Raw genomic sequence first — 23,957 nt, 5'->3', positions numbered from 1 at the left:
TCCTATTTAGACGAAGTTTGGCGGGGATAGGTTTCATTTGGCAGGGCCCCAAGCGAACCCCCGTTGTGTCCGACCGAGGCGCAGCATGCCCTTCCGCAAAAAACGGGCTCCTTTCCAGGAACCCGTCGCTCCACGGATTTTCCCGCAGGAGATGAGATGCACATTACATTATCTCGGTGTATAAAAGTTTTGTGTGTAATATACGTTCATGGAACCGCCGAAGTAAACTCCGACGCCCAAGCGGGTTGTATCGCCCATTATGTTCTTGCGGTGTCCCGTGGAATTCATCCAGCCGTTCACCACTTCAATCGGTCCCGAGTATCCGGCCGCGATGTTCTCCGCCGCACTGCGGTACTTCAGCCCGTCCTTCTCCATCCGGTCGAAAGGAGAGAGTCCCTGCTTATTTGTATGATCGAAATACCCGTTCACGGCCATATCTTCGCTGTGCTTTCGGGCTGTCGAGGCGATGGGCTCGTCCCAGACGAACGGCGACTTGCCGTGACGGACACGGATCGCATTCGTAAGGTCGAACGTCTGCTTCTCGTAGGCGGTCCGCTGATCGTCACTACGCGTGGATAAGGTGCCCGAGCTGCTTTTTGCGGCGGACATGGACGTATCCTGGACGAGCATGCCGATCAGCTTCCCGCTATCGTTCGCATCGAAGTAGAAACTGACGTTCAACCCGCCCGATTCGAACGAAACCGCACCTTTATCCGAGCCGCCAACGGCTTTGGCCCCCGACATTTTCTGGCGGACCGCCTCCTCGTTCATAGCCGGCGTAATTCCGTTCGCATCCGTCCAATTTCCGGTAACCGTATACAACGCGGCAACTTGACCGTCCTTAATACCGGCCTGCAGATAATGCTGATAGTCTTTGTTGTTATAGATGTACCAGGTCAGTCCGCCGCCGCCCGTATCTTTACGGACGGGTTGGCCCAGCCGTTTGACGAGATCGGCTTCCGTGTCGCCTACGGCGGCACCCTCGATGGCAAAATGCCGATCCGCCAGACTGCCCGTATTTGTAGTGCCGGCATTGCCGGCACCGTCTGAATTATTAGGGTTTGGGGTATAAGCGACCGCAACGAGGTCACTCTGCACGCCCAAAAGATTTTGGAGGAACTTCAGCGCCTCCGCACGGGTTAAAGCGTCGTCGGGACGGAAACCGTTCTCGCTTCCGTCCGTTTTGCCTTGAGACAACCCTTGATCCAGCAACCGCTGGACCGCCTCTTTGGTCGAAAGCAAATTGCCCTGCGTAGCCGCAATCAATCTGGCGGCATCGCCCCGCAAATAGGGGGACGTTGTATTTTTAAGCACGGGCCAAGAATAAACGGCGGCTTTGGTATAATAGGGATCGAACCATTGCGAGCCTGCCGGCGTTCCGGATCCCACTTTGTTATAGGCGCGCAGCAGAAGTGCCAGAAACTCCGGCTCGGTAACGGCCTTATCCGGCCGGAACGTACCGTCGGCGTAGCCGTCCGTCATCTTGTGCTCATACGCCCAGCGGATCGTTTCTTCGGCCCAGTGTCCCTTGGTGTCCTTAAAAGCCGCTTTATAGGAAGGGGCCGCCGTTTGAGACGCCGCAGCAGCCTTGTAGCCGTTACCGCCAAGTCCTGTAGCCAGCAGGGCTGCCGTCAATAAACCGCCGATCAATATTTTGCCTGTTCTAGTTCTCATACCCTCACTCCTTGATCGGAATTATGATGCCGCACTTCTATTCTAGCGAATGATGGGGGCGGGGTAAATTGATAATTTGATAGATTTTGGCGATTGAAGAAGTTTTTTCTTCATGGGGCGGGTCGGCATGCCTTTTCCCGGCATACTAAAAAGACCGCCTCTCGGCGGTCTGTTACGTATACGTATCGGAAAATAAGCCTGATCAGGGGATAAACGGATGGTCGAGACGACAGGATTTGAACCTGCGACCTCTTGCTCCCGAAGCAAGCGCTCTACCAAGCTGAGCCACGTCTCGATTACTCGGAAATAGATCAATTCGATACTAAATATTATAGCACACCGGCAAGGGAGAGCAATACTTCTCTTTTGTAAAATACTCCGTTAAAAGCCGGCAATCGTTCATCCGTCCAAACTATTTTACCTCTCTTATCGTTGAAAGAGTACATATGCGTAAAGTAAACCACCTTCATAAAGGAAGATCCGCATGATCGAGATCCGTAACTTATCTAAAAAATATAAAAACCAGCCGGCTCTCACCGGGATAAATCTTGAGATCGGGCAGGAAATGTTCGGCCTGCTCGGACCGAACGGGGCCGGCAAAACGACGCTCATGCGTATTTTGTCCACGCTGCTTGAGCCTACGGAGGGTATGGTGCGCGTGGGAGGTTTGAACCTGCTGTCGGATGCCGAGCATATCCGCAAAATCACGGGCTACCTCCCCCAATATTTTCATCTCTACCCGCAGCTTACAGCCTACGAATTTCTGGACTATGTGGCCGTCATGAAAGGCATCAAAAGCGCCCGCGAACGCAAATCCCGGATCGGCGAGATACTGGGCCAGGTCAATCTGACCGAGAAGGCGGGCGCCAAGATCAAAACCTTCTCCGGCGGCATGAAACAGCGGCTGGGGATTGCGCAGGCTCTCCTCGGGGACCCCAGGGTGCTCATCGTGGATGAGCCCACGGCGGGACTCGATCCCGAGGAGAGGGTCCGCTTCCGCAATCTCCTGAACCGCTCCAGCTTGAGCCGGACAGTGCTGCTGTCCACGCATATCGTCGCGGACATCGAGAGCAACTGCAGCCGGGTAGCGGTGCTGCACCGGGGCCGCGTCGCCTTCGCGGGCAGTCTCTCCGGCCTGCAGGAGTGCGCCGAGGGCATGGTCTGGGAAGCGGAGCTGAGCGAACGGGAATTTGCGGCCTATGAGCCTCATCAGGTCGTAACCGCCCGCCGGACCGGCCACGGCATGCTCTGCCGCATCGTTGCCGCGGAACCGCCGGCGGGCAATCCCGCTCCCGTGAAGCCTACGCTGGAGGACGGCTACCTCGCACTGATCGGAGGTGGCCGTCGTGAATAGGTGGCTGCGCGCTTTCTCTCTGGAACTGCGGCTGCTGCGCAGCAATCCCGTTCTTCTGGTCCTTCCGCTCCTGTTCGGAGCCTGGATGGTCTACTCCCTCTCGGGCATCGCTCCTCCCGTATCGCAGGATCTTTATTTGTATGTCTATGACTTTCATAAGGTCAAGCACACGCTGACTTTGGGGGCGGCCATGCTGCTCGGTATTCTCCTTATCCGCAGGGATACCGCCAAAACCGCCTACGAGTGGACGGCAGGACTTCCCGTCTCTCCCGCGGTTCTTTTCAGCGTAAAGTATGCGGCCGGTCTTCTCTATCTTTCCTTGTTTACCGCGTCTATGGCGGTCGTTTACGTGTATTTTGCCCTTCACTACGGCATCAGCAGACCTGTTATGGTTCAGGAGCTCACTTTTTTTGCGATCCAGTACGAGTGGTCTTATATGGTGACTCTTGCCTTGGCCATGCTTCTGGCCATCACTATCCGTAACCGGATCGTATATCTGATCGGCTTCTGCGCCTGGGTTTTCGGCACGTTTTTTATCGATCAATTTATTATCGAACGTCTCGGAATTCTGGAACTGCGGGTACTGAAGCCGTTTCATCTCAGCGGGATGACGCTGGATTCCTTCTATGCCAATGAAGCATGGGGTCCGTGGATAAAAGAACGGGAAACTTGGCTGGCCAGATGGTTTGTGCTCAGTTTCACCCTGGTTCTGCTTACCGTTTGCGTTACCATACTGAAATGGGTCCGTCCGAGCGGAACACGCGGGAGATGGGCGGCGGCCCTGATTCTTTTTACCTTCCTGTCCGCGGGCTCTTATTACACCTATATGAAGTTCTGGACTCCGCATTTTGCAGCCTATCGGGATCAGCTCGGGAATGCTCCCACAGAATCGGTCTATAATCAGCGCTCGGTTACCCAGTTTGCCGTCTCTTCTTACAAAATGGAACTGGCTCCTGTTTCTTCGGATGGGCTCCAGGCCACTGTAGAAGTATCGCTCCGCCCAGCCGATCTGCCGCAAGGCGCCGTTTCGTTTACCTTGCACGATTATTTTCACGTGGAACAATTGCTGCTTGATAATCAGCCTGTGCCCTTTAAGCGCGGCGGCAATTTGATTTCCGTCGAGAGCCGTTATTTCGACTTTTCCAAAAGCAGCCAGATTCTTACCTTCCTCTATACTAGTAAAGGCTTGAACTGGACATACGGACCGCGGCAGGGGGAGCAGATTATCTCATTCGTAAAGGACCCTTATTTGTACCTGCCCAACTCGGCAGCCTGGTATCCTTTACCTAATAACGGACCGCTCTACCTTACCGATGAACACAAAAATGAGCTGTTCTACGGCGGACCGCAGCCTTTGTCGCAGCCGGCCGATTTTGATGTCACTTTTAAAGGGTTTTCTACCCCCATATACGGTTCTATTACGGAAAAACAAGGCTCCGCGGGCATTCAGCATTTTGAGCAGAAGGGTATAAAGCACCTGACCTTCTTAGCGGGAAATCTTATTCAGTTCAGCGACGCCAAGGGCAGCCTTAAACTGCAGACAACTCCGGGCAACCGGCTGGAAGCCGACCTTTTCTGGAAAGATATCCTGAGGATGAAAGCTTATTATGAAGCACTTCTGCAGACAAATCTAAGCGCCGTGCGTAACATCGTGTACCTGTCTTACGGAAATCTGATTTCTCCGGACAGCCGTCAGTCGGCGGTTGCGGGGAGCAGCTATTATATCAACGAATCGAAAAATCATAACCTGGACGATTATCAGCGCATTCGAACCACTTACGCTCTCCTTTTCGGGGATGATTCCTACCAGAGCAGCTACGCTGAAGTTTCCAGAGATGCGAACGGCAGCACGGACGAGTCCGTCAAACCTTCCATTTTTATGGAAATCCGCTCCGCATTCTTATATCTGTACTACAGGGACGGGCTTCAGCTTACGGAGGAGCAAATCAGAAGCGTTCAATTCTCGGACCAGTTTCTTCCGAAGGATCGGATGACTGGAGACCGGGGCCTCGGCCAGCGGATCAAGAATTCGATCCTCCTTCAAGTCCGGGAAGCGCTGGATGCGGGAAAAGCGGAGGAAGTGAAGAGAGTGCTTGCCTATTTCTACAAAAAAGGCCTCAGCGCTCCCGAAGCTCCTTTCCGGTATCCGGTAGTCACGCTCGATGATTGGGACCTGGAGTGGGCAAAGGTGTTCGGCTCATGAGCCTTTGGCTGCACGACCTCAAAGGGTTTAAAAGTATGTGGGGCTTGTTCCCCCTCCTTTATGTGCTTATGCTGGGATTCGCTATGTGGAACTCGGATCCGGAACTCCCGGGCAACGCGCTGTTTTACGGGGAGCTTGCCTTCTATCCGCTGGTTGTCATGCTTTGTGCCGCGCTGTTTCATCGCGAGCTTGGCGGGCCCATGGAAATTTACGCGGCTTTCCCCTTGTCCCCGGCGTGGATGCCGGTTCGTAAAGGGCTGATCCTGCTTGCCGTCTGCGCAGGCTATCAAGCTTTATGGTTTACGGCCTATCAGGCAAAATTCGGGGCCGTAACAACGCTGGTTTTTCCCTACAGCCCTGCCGGTCAGCCTCACATACGTACGTTAAACGGCTTTATGCCGCTTCTCATGCAGATGCTTCCGGCCCTGCTGTTTATCTCCGCACTTACCGTTACAGTTATGCTGACGGTCAAGAAGCTCTATGCCGGGCTGTTCGCGGGGCTTGCCTGCTGGATGCTCGATGTCCTTTCACATGGAAGCTGGCTTCCTTACTTCACCATTTATACAGTCCATCTCCAGGAGCAGGCTAAAGAGATCCCGGATCTTTTTCTTCCGAACCGGCTCGCGCTGCTGTGTGCTGCGCTGATTTTATCCGCGTTCATGATTTACACGGTTCGGGACCGCTGCCGCTGGATTGTCTACGAAGAAGAATAATACAGCCGGCCGCACAAACGGAACCGGAGAAAGGAGGAGAGCCATGCTTACGGATGAAGAGCTGGTCCAAGCTATGGCCCGGGGCGATCAAGCCGCATTCGAGGCTTTTGTACACCGCTATCATGCCCCGCTTCAGCATTATCTCGAACGGACTTTGCACGATCCCCGCAAGGCGGAGGATATGGTCCAGGAAGTATTCGTGCGTCTGCTCAAACAACTGCAGAAACAAATCATCCCCGATCACATCCGACCCTGGATGTACCGGGTAGCCTTAAATCTATGCCGGGATTACTGGAAGAGCCTTGCTTACAAAAACGAACAGCAATTAACGGCCGAACCGCCCGAAGCGCAGGATTTTCAGCCTTCCGTTGTAGAAATCTATGAGCGGCAGGAAGCACGCAAAGAAATTATCGGGGCCCTTCGCTCCCTCCCTGAAGTCCAGAAGGAAATCGTCATACTCCGTTTCTTTCATGATCTGAAGCTTCAGGAGATTACAGAGGTTCTGCAAATCCCGCTGAGTACGACGAAGACCCATCTTTACAGCGGCCTTCGTAAACTTAAAGCTCTGCTCGGCTCCAAAGCCGGAAGCTTAACGGACACCACCGGCGGGCGAAAAGAAAATCACGGCAAATCGACCAAGGAGGGAACCCCTTATGTATGAACCTGACGATAAAGAGCTTGACCGGTTGGAGAAAGATGTCGCCTCCCTGCTGAACGGATACCTGGTTAAGACGCCTGACCGTATAGACACTGCCAAGCTGCTCAGCAGACTGCAAAGCCAATTCGATGCCTTTCATGAGAAAAGTACGGGCACAGACGCGCCTGAATATTCTGCCGACCTGCGGCCGTCTTTGTGGAAGCTTTGCCGCCATCAGCTTTTTATGTACAACAAGTGGTTCTGGCTGCTTAGTATGCTGCTCTTTGCCATGCTGCTGCTGCTTAACTCGCCCTACACCATAGCAGGCTCCCTGCCGGGCCGCTCGTCTTATTCGCTGGCTTTCCCGCTTTTGCTCGTATGCGGTTTTCTGTATCAGTACCGAAGCTGGAACGAAGGGATGCGCATGATCGAGAGTGTTACGCCCTATCCCCCCGCGCTTCTCATGTTCAGCCGTCTGATCGTCCTGCTCGCTACGAATGCGGTGCTGGGCCTCATCGGCTCTCTTTATACGTTTGCAACGATGAGCTATTCAAGATCGTGGATAACGGTTCCGTTTCTTTTCGACTGGATAGCTCCGCTTCTGCTCGTAACGGGCTTAACCGGGTATTTTATGATGAAACGCGGCATGCTTTCGGCCATAATAGCCGCTGTTATAGGCTGGGGGGTAGAACTGTTCATGGAAGAGTGGCTACGCCGGGAACTGACCGGACCGGTCTGGAACTGGGCGCTGATTCTTCAGGCAGTGCTTATCGCGGCGGGTGTTCTTCTTCTTTTGTCGGCTTACCGGAAAAGCCTGCGGCTGACAAGCGTGCAGGGATGGCGGTCCGCATGATCCGCGTTAATCAGCTCATCCGGCTCTACGAAGGTCATATCCGGCTCCATGTGGACCGGCTGACCCTTGCTCCGGGCCTGATCCTGCTCGTAGGAAAGAACGGAGCCGGCAAGTCTACCCTGCTCCGCCTGCTGGCTACCGCCGATTTTCCCGACGGAGGGGAAATCAGCTATGTGGAGGGGACCGTCAAAGAGCAGCTTCCCCAAATCCGCAGCCGGATCGGTTATGTGCCGACGGATGTGGAACTTCATGAGGATATGACGCCCATCCGGCTGATGAATTACATGTGCCTCCTTAAAGGAGCCGATCCTGCTCAAGGAGAACAACTGCTGCGCGAGCTGCATCTGGAAGACGTCAAACGGAAGCGGATCGGGTCGCTTTCTCAAGGAATGAAGCAGCGGCTGGCAATCGGCCAGGCGCTGCTCGGATCTCCGCGCTATCTGCTGTTGGATGAGCCTCTTAACTACCTCGATTCCATCGAGCGCAAAACCGTCATCCGCATCCTGTACCGGCATGCCCGCAGCAGTATCGTGCTAATCGCGGCCCATGAGCTGAACGAATGGCAGGAAGCCGATCAGCTTCTGTGGCTGAACGCCGGCAAGCCGGAATTTTACGGAACGCCCGAAGCGTGGAGACAAGTACCTCTCGGGGTTTGGCAGGGGGTGCTTCATCATGCGGACGCCCCCCTCTTCGACGAAGCTTACGTAATGATCCGAAAGCTCGTTGGAGACCATACCGAGTGGCGGGTATTCAGCCGCGAATGTCCCGCGGCGGGTTTTATCCAAGTCCCGTTGACAACCGAGGACGCGTATTTTATCCGCTCCCGGGGCTTGCTTTGAATCTTGATCAATTCCGCCTTTGGCTTGCCCGGTTGGCGGTTTTTTTGTGCCTGGAAAAATATTTTTGCCGGAAGTGCAGAACTCGAATGGAATCGCTTCGTCTATAGTGATGGAGAGGGGAGGGAGAAAGACATTTTAACGCAGCAAGAGGAACTGCTTGTCCAAGGCATGCTTGCCGGAGATGAGGAAGCCTTTCGAGAGGTTGTCCGGACTTACCGGAATTACGTGTTTCAAATAGTGTTTTCGGTCGTGCGGCATCCCAAAGATGCGGAAGACGTCATGCAGGAAGTCTTTCTCAAGATGTATACCTCCCTCCCCCAAACCGAGGTAAAAGGCTTGAAAGCTTGGATCTCCCGCGTGGCCGTCAACAAAGCGATCGATTACAAACGCAAAGCCTACCGCCAGCGGGAAGCGGCGACCGACGGTATGGAAGAAGCAATGCCCCCTCCCTCCCTGAGCGGGTCCGATACCGAAGATCCCCTGCTAAGCAAAGAGCTTCAGGCGCTTGTTATGCGCAAATTGGAGGAGCTTCCCGAAAACTATAGAGAAGTCATTATCGCTTTCTATTACGAAGATAAATCGTATCAGCAAATTGCCGATGAGCAGGAAGTTACCGTACAGACCATCAAATCCAAACTATACCGGGCAAAACAGTGGATTAAGCAGCACTGGAAGGAGGAAGAGTTCGAATGAGTCATAGAAGCCGGGATGAATGGAAGCTTTACATTGCCGGAGAAATTACGGATGATCGTCAGAGAAGCCTTTGGGAGGATCACTTGTATGAATGTGATCTTTGTCTGGAGATGTACACGGAATGCCTGGAATTTTTGTCTCCGACTCTCCCCCTTCCGGATGAGACCGATACAGAGCACATGATCGACCAAATTCTATCCCGGAGCGGCAGTCTGCCGATTCTTCTGGAAGCGGCTCCGGTAGCTGTACAGAAGCGGGAAGAAACCGAAGGCTCCCCGGACCCGAAGGAAGCGAATAAACGCCGGAAAGCCCGCTCTCCGAGACGCACGGCGCTTACTCATTATGCCATCGCGGCAGCGGCGACGTTCCTGCTTATGACTACCGGCGTGTTCGGCAAAATGACGGACCAGTTCTCCGTAGTCCGAGCCGAACAGAAGAAACCGCTCAGCACGCCGGTGTCCGATCATCTGATGGAGCAAACTTTCGCTTTCTTCGATTCTCTGCATGCCCAGAAACCAAAAGGAGGACATCCCCTTGAACCCTAGATCCAACACCGTCGCTCTGCTGCTCTCGTTTATACCGGGACTCGGTCATTTGTACCTGAAACGTATTTTCAGGGCCTTCCTGTATGGAGCCGGTTTCTTCGGTCCGGTCGCTTTGGCCTTTCTCATCGTTGTGGAAGGACACGGCGCTAAAGACTTCGCCTTCCTCCTCCTGCTTTTTGCCGCCGCTTGCTGGGTTGTTAACATGGTCGATATGTTTATCACCCTCGGCAGCACACCGTCCTACCCGCCACCCGGCTATCATGACTACGGAAACCCGGGCTACGACGATCTCGGCCGCGGTCATGGTCACGGACCGGGTCACGGCTCCGTTCCGGAGTTCAATCCGGCCGTCTACGAATGGCAGCGCAGAGAAGAACGCCGGAAGATTATCCTGGCGTCCTTCATTCCCGGCCTAGGCCATTACATGCTGGGCATGATGTACCGCGGGCTCTCCGCCATGACATTTTTTATCGGAGGAGCGATTGTGATTGTCTTCGGAGCATCTCTCACCCATACGGAAGAATTTCTCTTCTTCCTGCTGGCGCTGCCCGTGCTTTGGATTTACATTCTTTTTGATGCCATCCGGCAGCTGGAGAAGAAGCAGGCCGGCTTGGAGCTGACGGACCGGACGTTCTTCGACGACTTCAGCGAAAGCCGTCAAGAAGGCAGACGGAGCAAGACAATCGCTACTGTTCTGGCCGTATTTCCCGGTGCCGCCCACCTGTATCTCGGGCTTCAAATGAGAGGGCTTCAGATCATGGCAGGCTTCCTGTTTTCCATTTACATTATGGATGTCCTCCGCCTCTCGCTCTTCTTGTTCCTGATCCCGATCTTCTGGTTTTACAGCTTCTTCGATGCTCTGCAGCTGATATCCCGGCAAGAATTCGGATATGTCGAAGACAAACCGATTTTTAAAGGAATCAAGCGGCACCAGCGTAAGATCGGCTTTCTCATTATTCTGGTCGGTTTGTATTACCTTACGAATGAAGTACTGCTGGACGTATTAAGAAGATATTATCCCGATTGGCACTGGCCGTATTCGATCTCTGCCTACTTCCAAACATTCATCGTTGCCTTGATTCTGATCGGAGGCGGGTTAACCCTGCTGCTTAATCCCCCGAACCGGAAGTCTTAAAAATCTCCATACCAAGCTCCGCAGAGCATGATGCCCTGCGGATTTTTTCTATTCAACGGGAATGCGCACTTTCCTTTCGGTCAACTATGAATCAATCCTCGTTCAGACCAAATCGCAGGCTTCCTCGGGCATCCAATGCTTGTCACGGCCCTCCCACTTGACGTTGCAGCCGATCGGGTTTGTGATAGGGGTAGGAACAGGTTTGCCCGCTGTAATCGCCTCCAAGGCCTCCTGGAGGTTGTTAACGGTGATGTTAGCGGTTTCCTTCGGGTTGTCGACTCCCCGTCCTGTGTAGACCAGCTTGCGTTTGTCGTTAAACACAAAGAAGTGAGGCGTACGGAGAGCACCGTATGCAAGAGCAACTTCTTGACTCTTGTCGTGAAGATAGACCCAGGGAAATTTCTTCTCTTCCATGCGTTCTACCATTTTCTCGAAAGAATCTTCCGGATTGGTCTGGGAGCTGTTGCTGTTGATCGCCACGAAAGCAACCCCTTGTTCCGTAAACTGCTCCGCCGTTTGCCGTGTGAGCTCTTCTGAACCCAGGACATACGGACAATGATTGCACGTAAAGAAAACAACCAATGCTTTGGCATGCCGGAAACTGTCCAATGTGTAAATATCGCCGTCCGTACCTTGTAAACGAAAATCCCTAGCCCGGTCTCCAATTCCTAACGTAAATCCCATGATTCATCCCTCCTTGACTATAAACTATACCTTATCAGTACCTCTTATGACGAAGTTAGAATCGTTTGTTACCAAATTGTAAGAAATTTCATGCATATTAAAACGAAAAAGGAACCCCGGAGGGTTCCCTTTTGTCGGTGATTACTGGGATGATCTTCAACATCTTGCTGTTCACAAACCTTCACAGTGAAACGGCTTTTAGAACACGTCCCGGTGTCTTTGGCACATCTCCTCCAGTTTGGCTTTACAAGCTCGAATGACCTTCAGATGATTGTTCTGCTGACTTTTCCAACGGAACCACACCTCTCTGTGTTCACCGACAATTCTAGTATGTCCCGGTTCTAAGCGGCTATGCACGTGCGTGTAAAAATTTTTTCGGGCTGTTCTTACCTTCCTTCTCCCTGATTCTGGCGGGAATGATTCCGGTTTTTCACTTTCTTCGAGCCCGACAGAGGCTCATTGGAAGGGGTGTTGTATCTTTCCCGCTCCTCATGCGTTACGCTCTCTCCCACAGGCTGCGTCTTTGGTTTGGACATCTTTTTTCACCCCAAACGGTCCGTTTTCGGAATTTTAGCTTCTATTCTTCGTGATTCAAGGCATCCTGATGACGGCGATCGTTAGTCTGCTGCTGAATTTGCTGGGCATCATGACTGTTTACCGCCGATTTGTTCAAATCCTTGGCCACATTTTGCAGGTTCTTATCCCGGGTTCTTTGTCGAGTCATGATCGTTCCACCCCCATTTCGGCTAAAAGCAGTTACGCATGCGTGAGCTCTTGCAGCACTTGGGCACACTCGTGAATATGACGAACATAATCCTTAACCAGTCCCTGGATAATTTCACTGGTTTCATCCACGTGTACGTCATCACGCTCCACATCCACCAGCTCGACCTTCACTTCACGCGAGTCTACGTAAGTGCATTTAAAGTCGAACGTGTAATGCGTTCTGCCCGCATTCGTGATATGAATCCGGACTGCCTGCGGATCAGCCTCGTCGGGCCATACGCGTGCATGATCGGACTCGGGAAGCGTGTTGGGCAGCTGCTCCATCCAGGCTTTGGCCAGCTGCTCTCTTTCCACAGACGGCTTTTCCGTCTTGATCATCCTAAACCACCCCCTACCGTTAACATGCGTCAAGGCGTGGTGCGCCTATTCTCCTGCCCTTGCAGCAAAAGCTGGGTAATTCTTCGCTGAGCTCAACCTCCAATCTCCATAGAACAGCCCAAGGTCATTCTCATTCGTTTTCGTTTAAAAAGCCCATAATAAAAAGCCCGTATATGCAAAAAAACTGCGGCACTTAAGCCCGCAGTTCGTAAAGTTCTTATTTTTTAAAAGATGGAATGGCGGAGAGGGTGGGATTCGAACCCACGGTGCCCTCACAGACACGGCGGTTTTCAAGACCGCTGCCTTAAACCACTCGACCACCTCTCCAGAAAGCTACCGGCTTCCGATCACAGAAGTCAGTAACTGTAACAGAGAAATTTTATCACATTCAAAGTTCCATTTACAAGTGTTAATTTTTACGCAGGACCGTAACGCCATTCATGTAAGGAACCAGTACTTCAGGAACCGTAACTGAACCGTCTTCCTGCTGGTAATTTTCAAGGATAGCCGCTACCGTCCGTCCGATGGCAAGACCCGAGCCGTTAAGCGTATGTACGAACTCCGGCTTTGCTTTGGCATCTCTGCGGAAACGGATATTGGCGCGGCGCGCCTGGAAGTCCTCGAAGTTGCTGCATGAGGAAATCTCGCGGTAAGCTTCCGAGCTTGGGAGCCATACCTCAAGGTCGTATGTCTTAGCCGATGTGAAGCCGATATCGCCGGTACAGAGCGTCAGGACGCGGTAAGGCAGCTTCAGAAGCTGCAGCACGCGCTCCGCGTTCTGAGTGAGCTCCTCAAGCTCCTGGTAGGAGTCTTCAGGCTTGACGAGCTTAACCAGCTCCACTTTATTAAACTGGTGCTGACGGATCAGGCCGCGGGTATCTCTTCCTGCAGCTCCGGCTTCGGAACGGAAGCATGCGCTGAACGCGACGAATTTGCGCGGAAGCTGCTCCACGGCAAGAATATCATCCCGGTGGTAATTGGTCACCGGCACTTCCGCCGTCGGAATCAGAAAATATTCCGAATTCTCGATATGGAAAACATCTTCCTCGAACTTCGGAAGCTGCCCGGTTCCCGTCAGGCTGTCCCGGTTTACGATATACGGAGGAAGCATTTCCTCGTAACCGTGTTCCGTACTGTGCAGGTCCATCATAAAGTTCATCAAAGCGCGCTCCAGACGGGCACCCAGACCTTTATAGAATACAAAACGCGAGCCCGTTACTTTACCGGCCGCTTCAAAATCGAGGATACCCATGTCCGTAGCCAAATCCCAGTGGGCTTTCGCTTCAAAGTCAAAAGTAGGCACGTCCCCGTTGCGGCGGACTTCAATGTTGTCCTCTTCCGAAGCCCCTACCGGCACGCTTTCATGAGGAACATTCGGGATAGAAAGAAGCAGGTGATTCAGCTCGACTTCCAGTGTCCGGAGCTCCTCATCCAGTTCTTTAATGCGGTCACCCACGCCTTTCATTTCGGCAATCAGATCGTCCGCGTCCTCTTTCGCCTTCTTGCGCATCGCCACTTCCTGCGATACCGTATTCCGGCGGTTCTTCAGCTGCTCCACTTCCTGAAGCAGTTCTCGGCGCTTTACATCAAGCTCCGCTATACGCGTAACTTCTTCGAGACTGCTTGCCTCCGCGGTTTTTCATAGCGGTTTGAACCGTTTCTATGTCGGTACGGATTAATTTAATATCAAACAAGGAGACTCCTCCTCCTAAAGTTGTGTAAATGGAACAAAAGCACCCTTCTCTCGTATGGAGCAAAAGAGGTGCTTCTGCTTTTGTTTCGATTAACGGGTTTCCCGGATCATATCCAGAAAATAAGCGTGCATGCTTGAATCATCCGTCAGTTCGGGATGGAACGAAGCCGCAAGCAGATGACCCTGTCTGGCGGCCACGATTTGGCCGTTGTACTCGCTTAACACGTCCACGCCGTTCCCGACATGCTCGATAAGCGGTGCACGGATGAATACGGCCCTTACAGGCTCGTCGATGCCTTTAACGGGCAAATCGGTTTCAAAGCTTTCACGCTGCCGGCCAAAGGCGTTGCGCTGCACGGTCATATCCATGAGTCCCAGATGGGCTTCTTCCTGACCCGCGATTTTATCCGCGATCACAATCAGCCCGGCACATGTGCCGAAGACGGCCTTCCCCTGATTGGAGAAATCCTGAATCGCTTCGATAAAACCGTAGCGTCTCATCAATCTGCCGATTGTGGTGCTTTCGCCTCCGGGAATGATCAGACCGTCCAGCTCGGCGAGCTGTTCCGCGCGTTTTACCACAACGCCTTCTCCGCCAACCGCTTCGATCAGACGGATATGTTCCGCTACGGCTCCCTGCAGAGCCAATACGCCAACTTTCATCGTTATCCCCGCTTCCTGCCTCGGCTGATTACCAGCCGCGATCCTGCATCCGCTCGGAAGCATGCAGCTTGGAGATTTCGATGCCTTTCATCGGAGCGCCCAGGTTCTTGGAAACTTCCGCGATCAGCTTGTAGTCTTTGTAATGCGTAGTCGCTTCTACGATTGCACGCGCGAATTTCTCAGGGCTGTCCGATTTAAAAATACCGGAGCCTACGAATACTCCATCCGCGCCAAGCTCCATCATAAGAGCCGCATCCGAAGGAGTCGCTACACCGCCTGCGGCGAAGTTGACGACCGGCAGTTTGCCGTTCTCGTGAATATATAGAACCAGATCGTATGGAGCACCCAGGTTTTTGGCTTCGGCATACAGCTCGTCCTTCGCCAGGCTCTGGATTTTCCGGATTTGAGATTGAATAAGACGCATATGACGAACCGCTTCAACGATGTTACCCGTTCCCGGTTCACCTTTCGTACGAAGCATGGAAGCTCCTTCGTTAATACGGCGCAAAGCTTCACCGATATCTTTCGCTCCGCATACGAACGGAACCGTGAAGTCCTTCTTGTCGATGTGGAACACTTCGTCTGCCGGTGTCAGTACTTCGCTCTCGTCAATATAGTCCGCACCCAATGCTTCCAGCACGCGTGCTTCCACAATATGACCGATACGCGCTTTCGCCATTACCGGAATGGAAACAACTTTCATAACCTCTTCCAGAACAGTCGGATCCGCCATGCGGGCTACGCCGCCGGCCGCACGGATATCAGATGGTACCCGTTCCAGTGCCATAACCGCGGAAGCACCCGCAGCCTCTGCAATCTTAGCTTGTTCCGCATTCATGACGTCCATGATGACGCCGCCTTTTTGCATTTCAGCCATGCCTCTTTTTACGCGCGAAGTACCCGTCTCCATCTTAAATCCTCCTGGAATTTATATCCCTAGCTAGATTTTTCGTTCATGAACTTCTAAGCTAACATTTTACATGAACCTGTTCGCGAAAACAATAACTTTTCCTGAGAGAACCCGCTTAGAATAAGCCTTTAACCCCGTTGAACAGATCTGCGAACAAGTTTTTGATCGCCCGCATCATCATCCGGAACCAGCTCGCTTTTTCCATATCGTTCGCTGCCACCAAATCAACCGTTTCGGAATTTTTTCCATAAGTCAAGGTAGCCGTACCCAGCTTGTCTCCCTTTTTGAGAGGAGCAACCAGTTTGTCCGCCGCGAGCAGATCAACCTTCGTTTCCAGCTTCGTATCCGCGGTTCCTTTTTTCACGGCAAAAGCTACATCGTTTTTCAGGACAGCCGGCGCTTCCAGCTCTACGCCTTTTGTAATCGGCACCGTTTTCTGTGCGTCGAGAGCATCTCCGGCTTTAGCCAGCGATTTGAATTCGAAGTTAGTAAATCCGTAGTCAAGCACTTTGCGTGTCTGGTTAAAACGCTCCGGCTCTGTCTTGGCACCCATTACAACGCTGATCAAGCGCATGCCGTTGCGTTCAGCCGTGCCTGTAAAGCAATACCCGGCTTCATCGGTGTGTCCCGTTTTAAGGCCATCCAAACCTTGATAGGCATATTTCTTAAAATTGACATTGCTGCTGTTGCCTTCAAGCATCCAGTTGTAGTTAATCATCGGGCTTTTATCCGACTCGCGTAATTTCTTTGAAGTAACCTTTGTATATTCCAGAACTTCTTTGTGCTCTGTAACCAGGTGTCTTGCGAGTATGGCTACATCCTTCGCTGACATTACCGTTTCCCCTTGAATACTTTGAGGGGCGTTCTCTTTAATGTCCGCTCTGGATAAACCGGTCGCATTAATGAATTGAGCTTTATCCGACATGCCAAGCTCTTTGGCCTTGTCGTTCATCATCTTCGCGAAGCCTTCTTCCGATCCGCCAAGCTTCTCGGCAAGAACAATAGAAGCATCGTTAGAGGAATAAATCGACATGGCATAAAACAAATCTTTGATCGTCAGGGTTTCGCCTTCCGCGATCAACTGGCCCGATCCGATTACGTTAGCCGCGTACTTGCTGGCCGTCGCCGTATCTTCCCATTTCAGCTTGCCATTGTGAATCGCTTCCATAACGAGGTATTCCGTCATCATTTTGGACATGCTTGCCGGAGGCAGAACTTCATCGGCATTCTTCTCGAACAAAATTTGTCCTGTGCTCGCTTCCATCAGAATCGCAGATCTAACATCCAATTCGGGTTCGCCGTCAGCCGCCAACGCGGTAACCGCAAATATGTGAAGGAAGGATACTTGTAGCATTGCAAAAACGAGGGCCAAAGATACTTTTCTTTTCCAAAAACCAAATTTTTTCAACTCACACACTCCTATTTGTAAATTCATGATGTGTCTTATTGTACCATCCCCCGGGCATAAAAAAAGGAGACCCCGGTCCTGAAACCGTGTCCCCCCATATATCGAAAAAGAATAGCTTACAGCGAGTAGTTCGGTGCTTCTTTCGTAATCTGTACATCATGCGGATGGCTTTCACGAAGACCTGCGCCCGAGATACGAACAAACGTTGTATCGTTGATCAAAGTGTGGATATCGGGAGCACCACAGTACCCCATACCGGAACGGAGACCGCCAACCAGTTGGTAGATGGTATCGGCCAATGGTCCTTTGTAAGCTACCCGTCCTTCAATACCTTCCGGCACCAGCTTGGTTTCGTTTTCCTGGAAATAGCGATCCTTGCTGCCTTCTTTCATGGCTCCGAGGGAGCCCATACCGCGGTAAACTTTAAAACGTCTGCCTTGGTAGATCTCGGACTCTCCTGGGCTTTCTTCCGTACCTGCAAAAAGGCTTCCCAGCATAACGGCGCTGGCACCCGCAGCAATCGCTTTTACTACGTCACCGGAGTACTTGATGCCTCCGTCCGCGATGATCGGTACGTTATACTCACGTGCAACAGATGCACAATCGTAGATAGCCGTAATTTGAGGAACACCGATACCGGCGATAACACGGGTTGTACAAATTGACCCGGGGCCAATTCCGACTTTGACGATAGAAGCGCCTGCTTCGATCAGATCTCGTGTTCCGTCTCCGGTAGCTACATTGCCGGCGATAAGCGGCAGCTCCGGATATTGGTTACGAAGCTTTCTGACCGTCTCCAGGATGTTGATATGATGTCCGTGGGCCGAATCGACCACGAGCACGTCCGCTCCGGCTTCTACTAGAGCCGCAGCGCGTTCCATCACGTCTTTGGATACACCTACTGCGGCTCCGCACAACAGACGACCGAATTCGTCTTTACCCGCATTAGGGAATTGAATAGCTTTCTCAATATCCTTAATGGTGATAAGGCCTTTCAAAACAAAATTGTCATCAACCAGCGGCAGCTTCTCAATCTTGTGCTGTTGGAGAATGCCTTCCGCCTGCTCCAGTGTTGTCCCGACAGGAGCTGTCACTAGGTTTTCTTTCGTCATGACTTCCTCAATTTTAATGGAGTAATCATGGACGAAACGCAAGTCACGGTTGGTCAAAATCCCAACCAGCTTCTTATTCTCATCGACGATCGGTACGCCAGAGATTCTGAACTTCGCCATAAGCGCTTCCGCATCGTATACATGATGCTGCGGTGTAAGGTGGAACGGATTCGTAATAACACCGGATTCCGAACGCTTAACCCGGTCTACCTCACCGGCTTGCTGCTCAATGGACATATTCTTATGAACAATTCCGATTCCGCCTTCGCGGGCGATTGCAATTGCCAGAGCGGCCTCTGTCACCGTATCCATCGCTGAACTTAGGAAAGGAATAGTTAATTTCACTTTCGGGGCAAGCTTGGTGGAAACATCAATCTCTTTACCGAATACATTTGATTTACGAGGCACCAGAAGTACATCGTCAAACGTCAATCCTTCTTTTGCGAATTTAGCATCCCACACAGGGTTTGCCCTCCTCTTCTGTCTTTAGATATTATTGCAATCATACATAAGGCGTTTTTTCATGTCAAGAAGCAGACCATGACAATCTTGGTGCTCCTTGCTAGCATGTCTCTTTTCTATAACAAAAAACCTTTTCGAATTGGAGTTCGAAAAGGTTTTATTTGTGCTTGGCAACGTCCTACTCTCCCAGGACCCTTCGGTCCAAGTACCATCGGCGCTGGAAGGCTTAACGGTCGTGTTCGGGATGGGTACGCGTGGTTCCCTTCCGCCATCGTCACCAAACAGGTGTCTAGTCAGACACATCAGGGTTGCTCCCTGAAAACTAGCAGCGAAACAAGCAGTCGATCCATCCAAAGATCTTGTGGTGCATACGCTGGGTATGCTTGTGATGCCGTGAACATTCTCATGAACACGTTGTGGTCAAGCCCTCGACCGATTAGTATTGGTCAGCTCCACACATTGCTGTGCTTCCACCTCCAACCTATCTACCTCGTCGTCTTCAAGGGGTCTTACATACTGGGAAATCTCATCTTGAGGGGGGCTTCACGCTTAGATGCTTTCAGCGCTTATCCCTTCCGTACATAGCTACCCAGCGATGCCTCTGGCGAGACAACTGGTACACCAGCGGTACGTCCATCCCGGTCCTCTCGTACTAAGGACAGCTCCTCTCAAATTTCCTGCGCCCGCGACAGATAGGGACCGAACTGTCTCACGACGTTCTGAACCCAGCTCGCGTACCGCTTTAATGGGCGAACAGCCCAACCCTTGGGACCTACTTCAGCCCCAGGATGCGATGAGCCGACATCGAGGTGCCAAACCTCCCCGTCGATGTGGACTCTTGGGGGAGATAAGCCTGTTATCCCCAGGGTAGCTTTTATCCGTTGAGCGATGGCCCTTCCATGCGGTACCACCGGATCACTAAGCCCGACTTTCGTCCCTGCTCGACCTGTATGTCTCGCAGTCAAGCTCCCTTATGCCTTTGCACTCTTCGAATGATTTCCAACCATTCTGAGGGAACCTTGGGGCGCCTCCGTTACTCTTTAGGAGGCGACCGCCCCAGTCAAACTGCCTACCTGACACGGTCCCTCTACCGGTTTACGGTAGTAGGTTAGAACTCCGATACGATCAGGGTGGTATCCCAACGGCGCCTCCACCCAAGCTGGCGCTCAGGCTTCAAAGGCTCCCACCTATCCTGTACAGATCGTACCAAAGTCCAATATCAAGCTGCAGTAAAGCTCCATGGGGTCTTTCCGTCTTGTCGCGGGTAACCTGCATCTTCACAGGTATTAAAATTTCACCGGATCTCTCGTTGAGACAGCGCCCAAGTCGTTACGCCATTCGTGCGGGTCAGAATTTACCTGACAAGGAATTTCGCTACCTTAGGACCGTTATAGTTACGGCCGCCGTTTACTGGGGCTTCGGTTCACAGCTTCGGGTTACCCCTAACCGCTCCCCTTAACCTTCCAGCACCGGGCAGGCGTCAGCCCATATACTTCGCCTTGCGGCTTCGCATAGACCTGTGTTTTTGCTAAACAGTCGCTTGGGCCTTTTCACTGCGGCCCCCTCGTGCTATTCACACTACCGGGGCACCCCTTCTCCCGAAGTTACGGGGTCATTTTGCCGAGTTCCTTAACGAGAGTTCTTCCGCGCGCCTTAGAATTCTCTTCTCGCCCACCTGTGTCGGTTTGCGGTACGGGCACCTTCGCCTGGCTAGAAGCTTTTCTCGGCAGTGTGAGATCAAGACCTTCGCTACTGTAATTTTCGCTCCCCATCACAGCCCAGCCTTATGATGTGCGGATTTGCCTACACATCAGCCTCACTGCTTGGACGGACATCCATCAGTCCGCGTCCCTACCCTGCTGCGTCACTCCATTGCTCGTAACGGCTTACGGTGGTACAGGAATTTCAACCTGTTGTCCTTCGACTACGCCTTTCGGCCTCGCCTTAGGTCCCGACTTACCCTGAGCGGACGAACCTTCCTCAGGAACCCTTAGGCTTTCGGCGGATCAGATTCTCACTGATCTTTTCGTTACTCATACCGGCATTCTCACTTCTGTACAGTCCAGCAGTCCTCACGATCTACCTTCACTCCGTACAGAACGCTCCCCTACCCATGCACACAAGGTGCAAGTCATAGCTTCGGTGGTGTGTTTAGCCCCGTTACATTTTCGGCGCAGAGTCACTCGACCAGTGAGCTATTACGCACTCTTTAAATGGTGGCTGCTTCTAAGCCAACATCCTGGTTGTCTGTGCAACTCCACATCCTTTCCCACTTAACACACACTTGGGGACCTTAGCTGATGATCTGGGCTGTTTCCCTCTTGACAATGGATCTTAGCACTCACTGTCTGACTCCCGGGGTAATGTCTGTGGCATTCAGAGTTTGACTGGACTTGGTAACCCTTGGCGGGCCCCGCACCCAATCAGTGCTTTACCTCCACGACACATCCCCCGAGGCTAGCCCTAAAGCTATTTCGGGGAGAACCAGCTATCTCCGAGTTCGATTGGAATTTCTCCGCTACCCCCACCTCATCCCCGAATTTTTCAACATTCGTGGGTTCGGGCCTCCAGTGCGTGTTACCGCACCTTCACCCTGGACAGGGGTAGATCACACGGTTTCGGGTCTACGCCTGCATACTATAGTCGCCCTATTCAGACTCGCTTTCGCTGCGGCTCCGCCTTTTCAGCTTAACCTCGCATGCAAACGTAACTCGCCGGTTCATTCTACAAAAGGCACGCCATCACCCGTTAACGGGCTCTGACTTCTTGTAGGCACACGGTTTCAGGTTCTTTTTCACTCCCCTCCCGGGGTGCTTTTCACCTTTCCCTCACGGTACTGCTTCACTATCGGTCGCTAGGGAGTATTTAGCCTTGGCAGATGGTCCTGCCGGATTCCGACGGGGTTTCACGTGTCCCGCCGTACTCAGGATCCGTCTAGGCATACGTTCACTTTCGGCTACAGGGCTGTTACCTTTTGCAGCGGACCTTTCCAGATCACTTCACCTAATGAACTTTTGCCATGTTGACGTCCTACAACCCCAAGGAGCAAGCTCCTTGGTTTGGGCTAATCCGCGTTCGCTCGCCGCTACTGACGGAATCACTATTGTTTTCTTTTCCTCCAGGTACTTAGATGTTTCAGTTCCCTGGGTGTGCCTCCAATGCAGCTATGTATTCACTGCATGGTAACTGCGCATTACCACAGCTGGGTTCCCCCATTCGGACATCCCCGGATCAAAGCCTGCTTACGGCTCCCCGAGGCATTTCGTCGTTCGCCACGTCCTTCTTCGGCTCCTAGCGCCTAGGCATCCTCCGTGTGCCCTTATTAGCTTGACCAGTGCTCGCTGTATGCCGATTCGCGCTAGCAAGCAAGCTTGCCAAATCGCTCATGCGCCATACAACTTCGCTTTGCATCAAGACCAAAAGGTTTTGGATGATTCTAGTTACATGTTTCGCTATCTAGTTTTCAAGGATCAACGGTTGAAAAGAGAAGCAAATTCTCCTTTCAAAACTGACAACGAGTGATTGAAGGTTGAAGGCACTGCCTTCTTGACTGGGTCCGTTGCAGGACCCGAGTCTCCATAGAAAGGAGGTGATCCAGCCGCACCTTCCGATACGGCTACCTTGTTACGACTTCACCCCAATCATCTACCCCACCTTCGGCGGCTGGCCCCTTGCGGTTACCTCACCGACTTCGGGTGTTGTAAACTCTCGTGGTGTGACGGGCGGTGTGTACAAGACCCGGGAACGTATTCACCGCGGCATGCTGATCCGCGATTACTAGCAATTCCGACTTCATGCAGGCGAGTTGCAGCCTGCAATCCGAACTGAGACCGGCTTTTCTAGGATTGGCTCCAGATCGCTCCTTCGCTTCCCGTTGTACCGGCCATTGTAGTACGTGTGTAGCCCAGGTCATAAGGGGCATGATGATTTGACGTCATCCCCGCCTTCCTCCGGTTTGTCACCGGCAGTCAACTTAGAGTGCCCAGCTCTACCTGCTGGCAACTAAGTTCAAGGGTTGCGCTCGTTGCGGGACTTAACCCAACATCTCACGACACGAGCTGACGACAACCATGCACCACCTGTCACCTCTGTCCCGAAGGAAAGGCTTATCTCTAAGCCGGTCAGAGGGATGTCAAGACCTGGTAAGGTTCTTCGCGTTGCTTCGAATTAAACCACATACTCCACTGCTTGTGCGGGTCCCCGTCAATTCCTTTGAGTTTCACTCTTGCGAGCGTACTCCCCAGGCGGCATGCTTACTGTGTTAACTTCGGCACCAAGGGTATCGAAACCCCTAACACCTAGCATGCATCGTTTACGGCGTGGACTACCAGGGTATCTAATCCTGTTTGCTCCCCACGCTTTCGCGCCTCAGCGTCAGTTACAGGCCAGAAAGTCGCCTTCGCCACTGGTGTTCCTCCACATCTCTACGCATTTCACCGCTACACGTGGAATTCCACTTTCCTCTCCTGCACTCCAGTCTCCCAGTTTCCGGTGCGAACCGAGGTTGAGCCTCGGGATTAAACACCAGACTTAAAAAACCGCCTGCGCGCGCTTTACGCCCAATAATTCCGGACAACGCTTGCCCCCTACGTATTACCGCGGCTGCTGGCACGTAGTTAGCCGGGGCTTTCTTCTCAGGTACCGTCACCCAAAGAGCAGTTACTCTCCTTGGCGTTCTTCCCTGGCAACAGAGCTTTACGATCCGAAAACCTTCATCACTCACGCGGCGTTGCTCCGTCAGACTTTCGTCCATTGCGGAAGATTCCCTACTGCTGCCTCCCGTAGGAGTCTGGGCCGTGTCTCAGTCCCAGTGTGGCCGTTCACCCTCTCAGGTCGGCTACGCATCGTCGCCTTGGTGAGCCGTTACCTCACCAACTAGCTAATGCGCCGCAGGCCCATCCGTAAGCCACAGATTGCTCCGTGTTTCACAGTCTCTCCATGCGGAGAAACCGGTTATCCGGTCTTAGCTACCGTTTCCGGTAGTTATCCCGATCTTACAGGCAGGTTGCCTACGTGTTACTCACCCGTCCGCCGCTAACCATCGGAGAAGCAAGCTTCTCTTCAAGTCCGCTCGACTTGCATGTATTAGGCACGCCGCCAGCGTTCGTCCTGAGCCAGGATCAAACTCTCCGATAAAGTTGTGCTAGCCGTAAGGCCAGCGGTTTATCTCAAGCTGATTAAGCTCAAACATTCGTTGCTGACGAGAATTTCTTCTCATTTATTGTCTCATTACTGAGACGCTTCAATCACTCGTTGTTCAGTTTTCAAAGGACAA

Annotated in this window: 18 protein-coding genes, 2 tRNA genes, 3 rRNA genes and 1 pseudogene; 9 read left to right on the top strand and 15 right to left on the bottom strand. The window is 52.5% G+C overall.

From position 1 onward, the window contains the following. Positions 1 to 168: 168 nt before the first annotated feature. Entirely contained in the window at positions 169 to 1,674 is a 1,506-nt protein-coding gene (locus tag ABC395_RS00120; protein ID WP_413000082.1) for a CAP domain-containing protein, read from the bottom strand. 218 nt (positions 1,675 to 1,892) lie between these two features. Then, a tRNA-Pro gene (locus tag ABC395_RS00115) sits at positions 1,893 to 1,969 on the bottom strand. Between the two features lie 189 nt (positions 1,970 to 2,158). On the opposite strand from ABC395_RS00115, the gene ABC395_RS00110 reads away from it, so the two are divergent. The 9 genes from ABC395_RS00110 to ABC395_RS00070 all read left to right on the top strand — a co-directional run bounded on the left by ABC395_RS00110 (position 2,159) and on the right by ABC395_RS00070 (position 10,646). After that, the gene (locus tag ABC395_RS00110; protein WP_413000081.1) at positions 2,159 to 3,028 is read left to right on the top strand and encodes an ABC transporter ATP-binding protein; all 870 of its coding nucleotides are present in this window, start codon (positions 2,159 to 2,161) and stop codon (positions 3,026 to 3,028) included. Then, entirely contained in the window at positions 3,021 to 5,231 is a 2,211-nt protein-coding gene (locus ABC395_RS00105; protein ID WP_413000080.1) for a hypothetical protein, read from the top strand. The genes ABC395_RS00110 and ABC395_RS00105 overlap by 8 nt, the downstream gene beginning before the upstream one ends. Beyond that, complete coding sequence (locus ABC395_RS00100) at positions 5,228 to 5,944, top strand: hypothetical protein (protein ID WP_413000079.1); 717 nt, start codon at positions 5,228 to 5,230, stop codon at positions 5,942 to 5,944. The genes ABC395_RS00105 and ABC395_RS00100 overlap by 4 nt, the downstream gene beginning before the upstream one ends. Positions 5,945 to 5,987: 43 nt before the next feature. Next, a complete protein-coding gene (locus ABC395_RS00095; RefSeq protein ID WP_413000078.1) occupies positions 5,988 to 6,605 on the top strand; it encodes an RNA polymerase sigma factor in 618 nt (205 codons plus the stop codon). Further along, the gene (locus tag ABC395_RS00090; RefSeq protein WP_413000077.1) at positions 6,598 to 7,434 is read left to right on the top strand and encodes a hypothetical protein; all 837 of its coding nucleotides are present in this window, start codon (positions 6,598 to 6,600) and stop codon (positions 7,432 to 7,434) included. Before ABC395_RS00095 ends, ABC395_RS00090 begins: the two co-directional genes overlap by 8 nt. After that, the gene (locus tag ABC395_RS00085; protein ID WP_413000076.1) at positions 7,431 to 8,273 is read left to right on the top strand and encodes an ATP-binding cassette domain-containing protein; all 843 of its coding nucleotides are present in this window, start codon (positions 7,431 to 7,433) and stop codon (positions 8,271 to 8,273) included. Before ABC395_RS00090 ends, ABC395_RS00085 begins: the two co-directional genes overlap by 4 nt. Before the next feature lie 168 nt (positions 8,274 to 8,441). Continuing rightward, the gene (locus ABC395_RS00080; RefSeq protein WP_103996954.1) at positions 8,442 to 8,966 is read left to right on the top strand and encodes an RNA polymerase sigma factor; all 525 of its coding nucleotides are present in this window, start codon (positions 8,442 to 8,444) and stop codon (positions 8,964 to 8,966) included. After that, positions 8,963 to 9,511: a hypothetical protein gene (locus ABC395_RS00075; protein ID WP_413000075.1), complete on the top strand. Its 549-nt coding sequence runs from the start codon at positions 8,963 to 8,965 to the stop codon at positions 9,509 to 9,511. Before ABC395_RS00080 ends, ABC395_RS00075 begins: the two co-directional genes overlap by 4 nt. After that, positions 9,501 to 10,646, top strand: a complete 1,146-nt coding sequence (locus ABC395_RS00070) for a hypothetical protein (protein ID WP_413000074.1) — start codon at positions 9,501 to 9,503, stop codon at positions 10,644 to 10,646. The genes ABC395_RS00075 and ABC395_RS00070 overlap by 11 nt, the downstream gene beginning before the upstream one ends. Before the next feature lie 102 nt (positions 10,647 to 10,748). On the opposite strand, the gene ABC395_RS00065 is transcribed toward ABC395_RS00070, so the two are convergent. The 13 genes and pseudogenes from ABC395_RS00065 to ABC395_RS00005 all read right to left on the bottom strand — a co-directional run bounded on the left by ABC395_RS00065 (position 10,749) and on the right by ABC395_RS00005 (position 23,818). Next, positions 10,749 to 11,330: a thioredoxin family protein gene (locus tag ABC395_RS00065; protein WP_413000073.1), complete on the bottom strand. Its 582-nt coding sequence runs from the start codon at positions 11,328 to 11,330 to the stop codon at positions 10,749 to 10,751. Positions 11,331 to 11,716: 386 nt separating this feature from the next. Beyond that, positions 11,717 to 11,866, bottom strand: a complete 150-nt coding sequence (locus ABC395_RS00060; protein WP_413000072.1) for a small acid-soluble spore protein P — start codon at positions 11,864 to 11,866, stop codon at positions 11,717 to 11,719. A 41-nt stretch (positions 11,867 to 11,907) separates the two neighbouring features. Next, positions 11,908 to 12,054, bottom strand: coding sequence for a hypothetical protein (locus ABC395_RS00055; protein WP_016423741.1), 147 nt, complete (start codon positions 12,052 to 12,054; stop codon positions 11,908 to 11,910). Positions 12,055 to 12,086: 32 nt separating this feature from the next. After that, on the bottom strand, positions 12,087 to 12,434 hold the full coding sequence (locus tag ABC395_RS00050; protein WP_413000071.1) for a hypothetical protein: 348 nt from the start codon (positions 12,432 to 12,434) through the stop codon (positions 12,087 to 12,089). Between the two features lie 237 nt (positions 12,435 to 12,671). Beyond that, positions 12,672 to 12,761, bottom strand: a tRNA-Ser gene (locus ABC395_RS00045). Between the two features lie 82 nt (positions 12,762 to 12,843). Beyond that, a pseudogene (gene serS / locus ABC395_RS00040) lies at positions 12,844 to 14,128 on the bottom strand (serine--tRNA ligase). 89 nt (positions 14,129 to 14,217) lie between these two features. After that, complete coding sequence (gene pdxT / locus ABC395_RS00035) at positions 14,218 to 14,790, bottom strand: pyridoxal 5'-phosphate synthase glutaminase subunit PdxT (protein ID WP_413000070.1); 573 nt, start codon at positions 14,788 to 14,790, stop codon at positions 14,218 to 14,220. Positions 14,791 to 14,818: 28 nt separating this feature from the next. Beyond that, positions 14,819 to 15,700, bottom strand: coding sequence for a pyridoxal 5'-phosphate synthase lyase subunit PdxS (gene pdxS / locus ABC395_RS00030; protein WP_103996962.1), 882 nt, complete (start codon positions 15,698 to 15,700; stop codon positions 14,819 to 14,821). A 115-nt stretch (positions 15,701 to 15,815) separates the two neighbouring features. After that, a complete protein-coding gene (locus ABC395_RS00025) occupies positions 15,816 to 16,988 on the bottom strand; it encodes a D-alanyl-D-alanine carboxypeptidase family protein (protein WP_413000069.1) in 1,173 nt (390 codons plus the stop codon). Between the two features lie 236 nt (positions 16,989 to 17,224). Next, positions 17,225 to 18,682: an IMP dehydrogenase gene (guaB, locus tag ABC395_RS00020; protein ID WP_413000068.1), complete on the bottom strand. Its 1,458-nt coding sequence runs from the start codon at positions 18,680 to 18,682 to the stop codon at positions 17,225 to 17,227. A gap of 165 nt (positions 18,683 to 18,847) precedes the next feature. Next, positions 18,848 to 18,964 (bottom strand): 5S ribosomal RNA (rrf, locus tag ABC395_RS00015). A 134-nt stretch (positions 18,965 to 19,098) separates the two neighbouring features. Continuing rightward, positions 19,099 to 22,015: ribosomal RNA gene (locus ABC395_RS00010) — 23S ribosomal RNA — on the bottom strand. A 249-nt stretch (positions 22,016 to 22,264) separates the two neighbouring features. Beyond that, positions 22,265 to 23,818 (bottom strand): 16S ribosomal RNA (locus ABC395_RS00005). Together the 16S, 23S and 5S rRNA genes form the textbook arrangement of a ribosomal RNA operon. Between the last annotated feature and the right edge of the window lie 139 nt (positions 23,819 to 23,957).

Source organism: Paenibacillus canaveralius, assembly GCF_047238265.1.
Classification (GTDB): Bacteria; Bacillota; Bacilli; order Paenibacillales; family NBRC-103111; genus Paenibacillus_F.
Note: the sequence above shows the minus strand (reverse complement) of the source record. Positions and strands in the feature narration are given on the sequence as shown.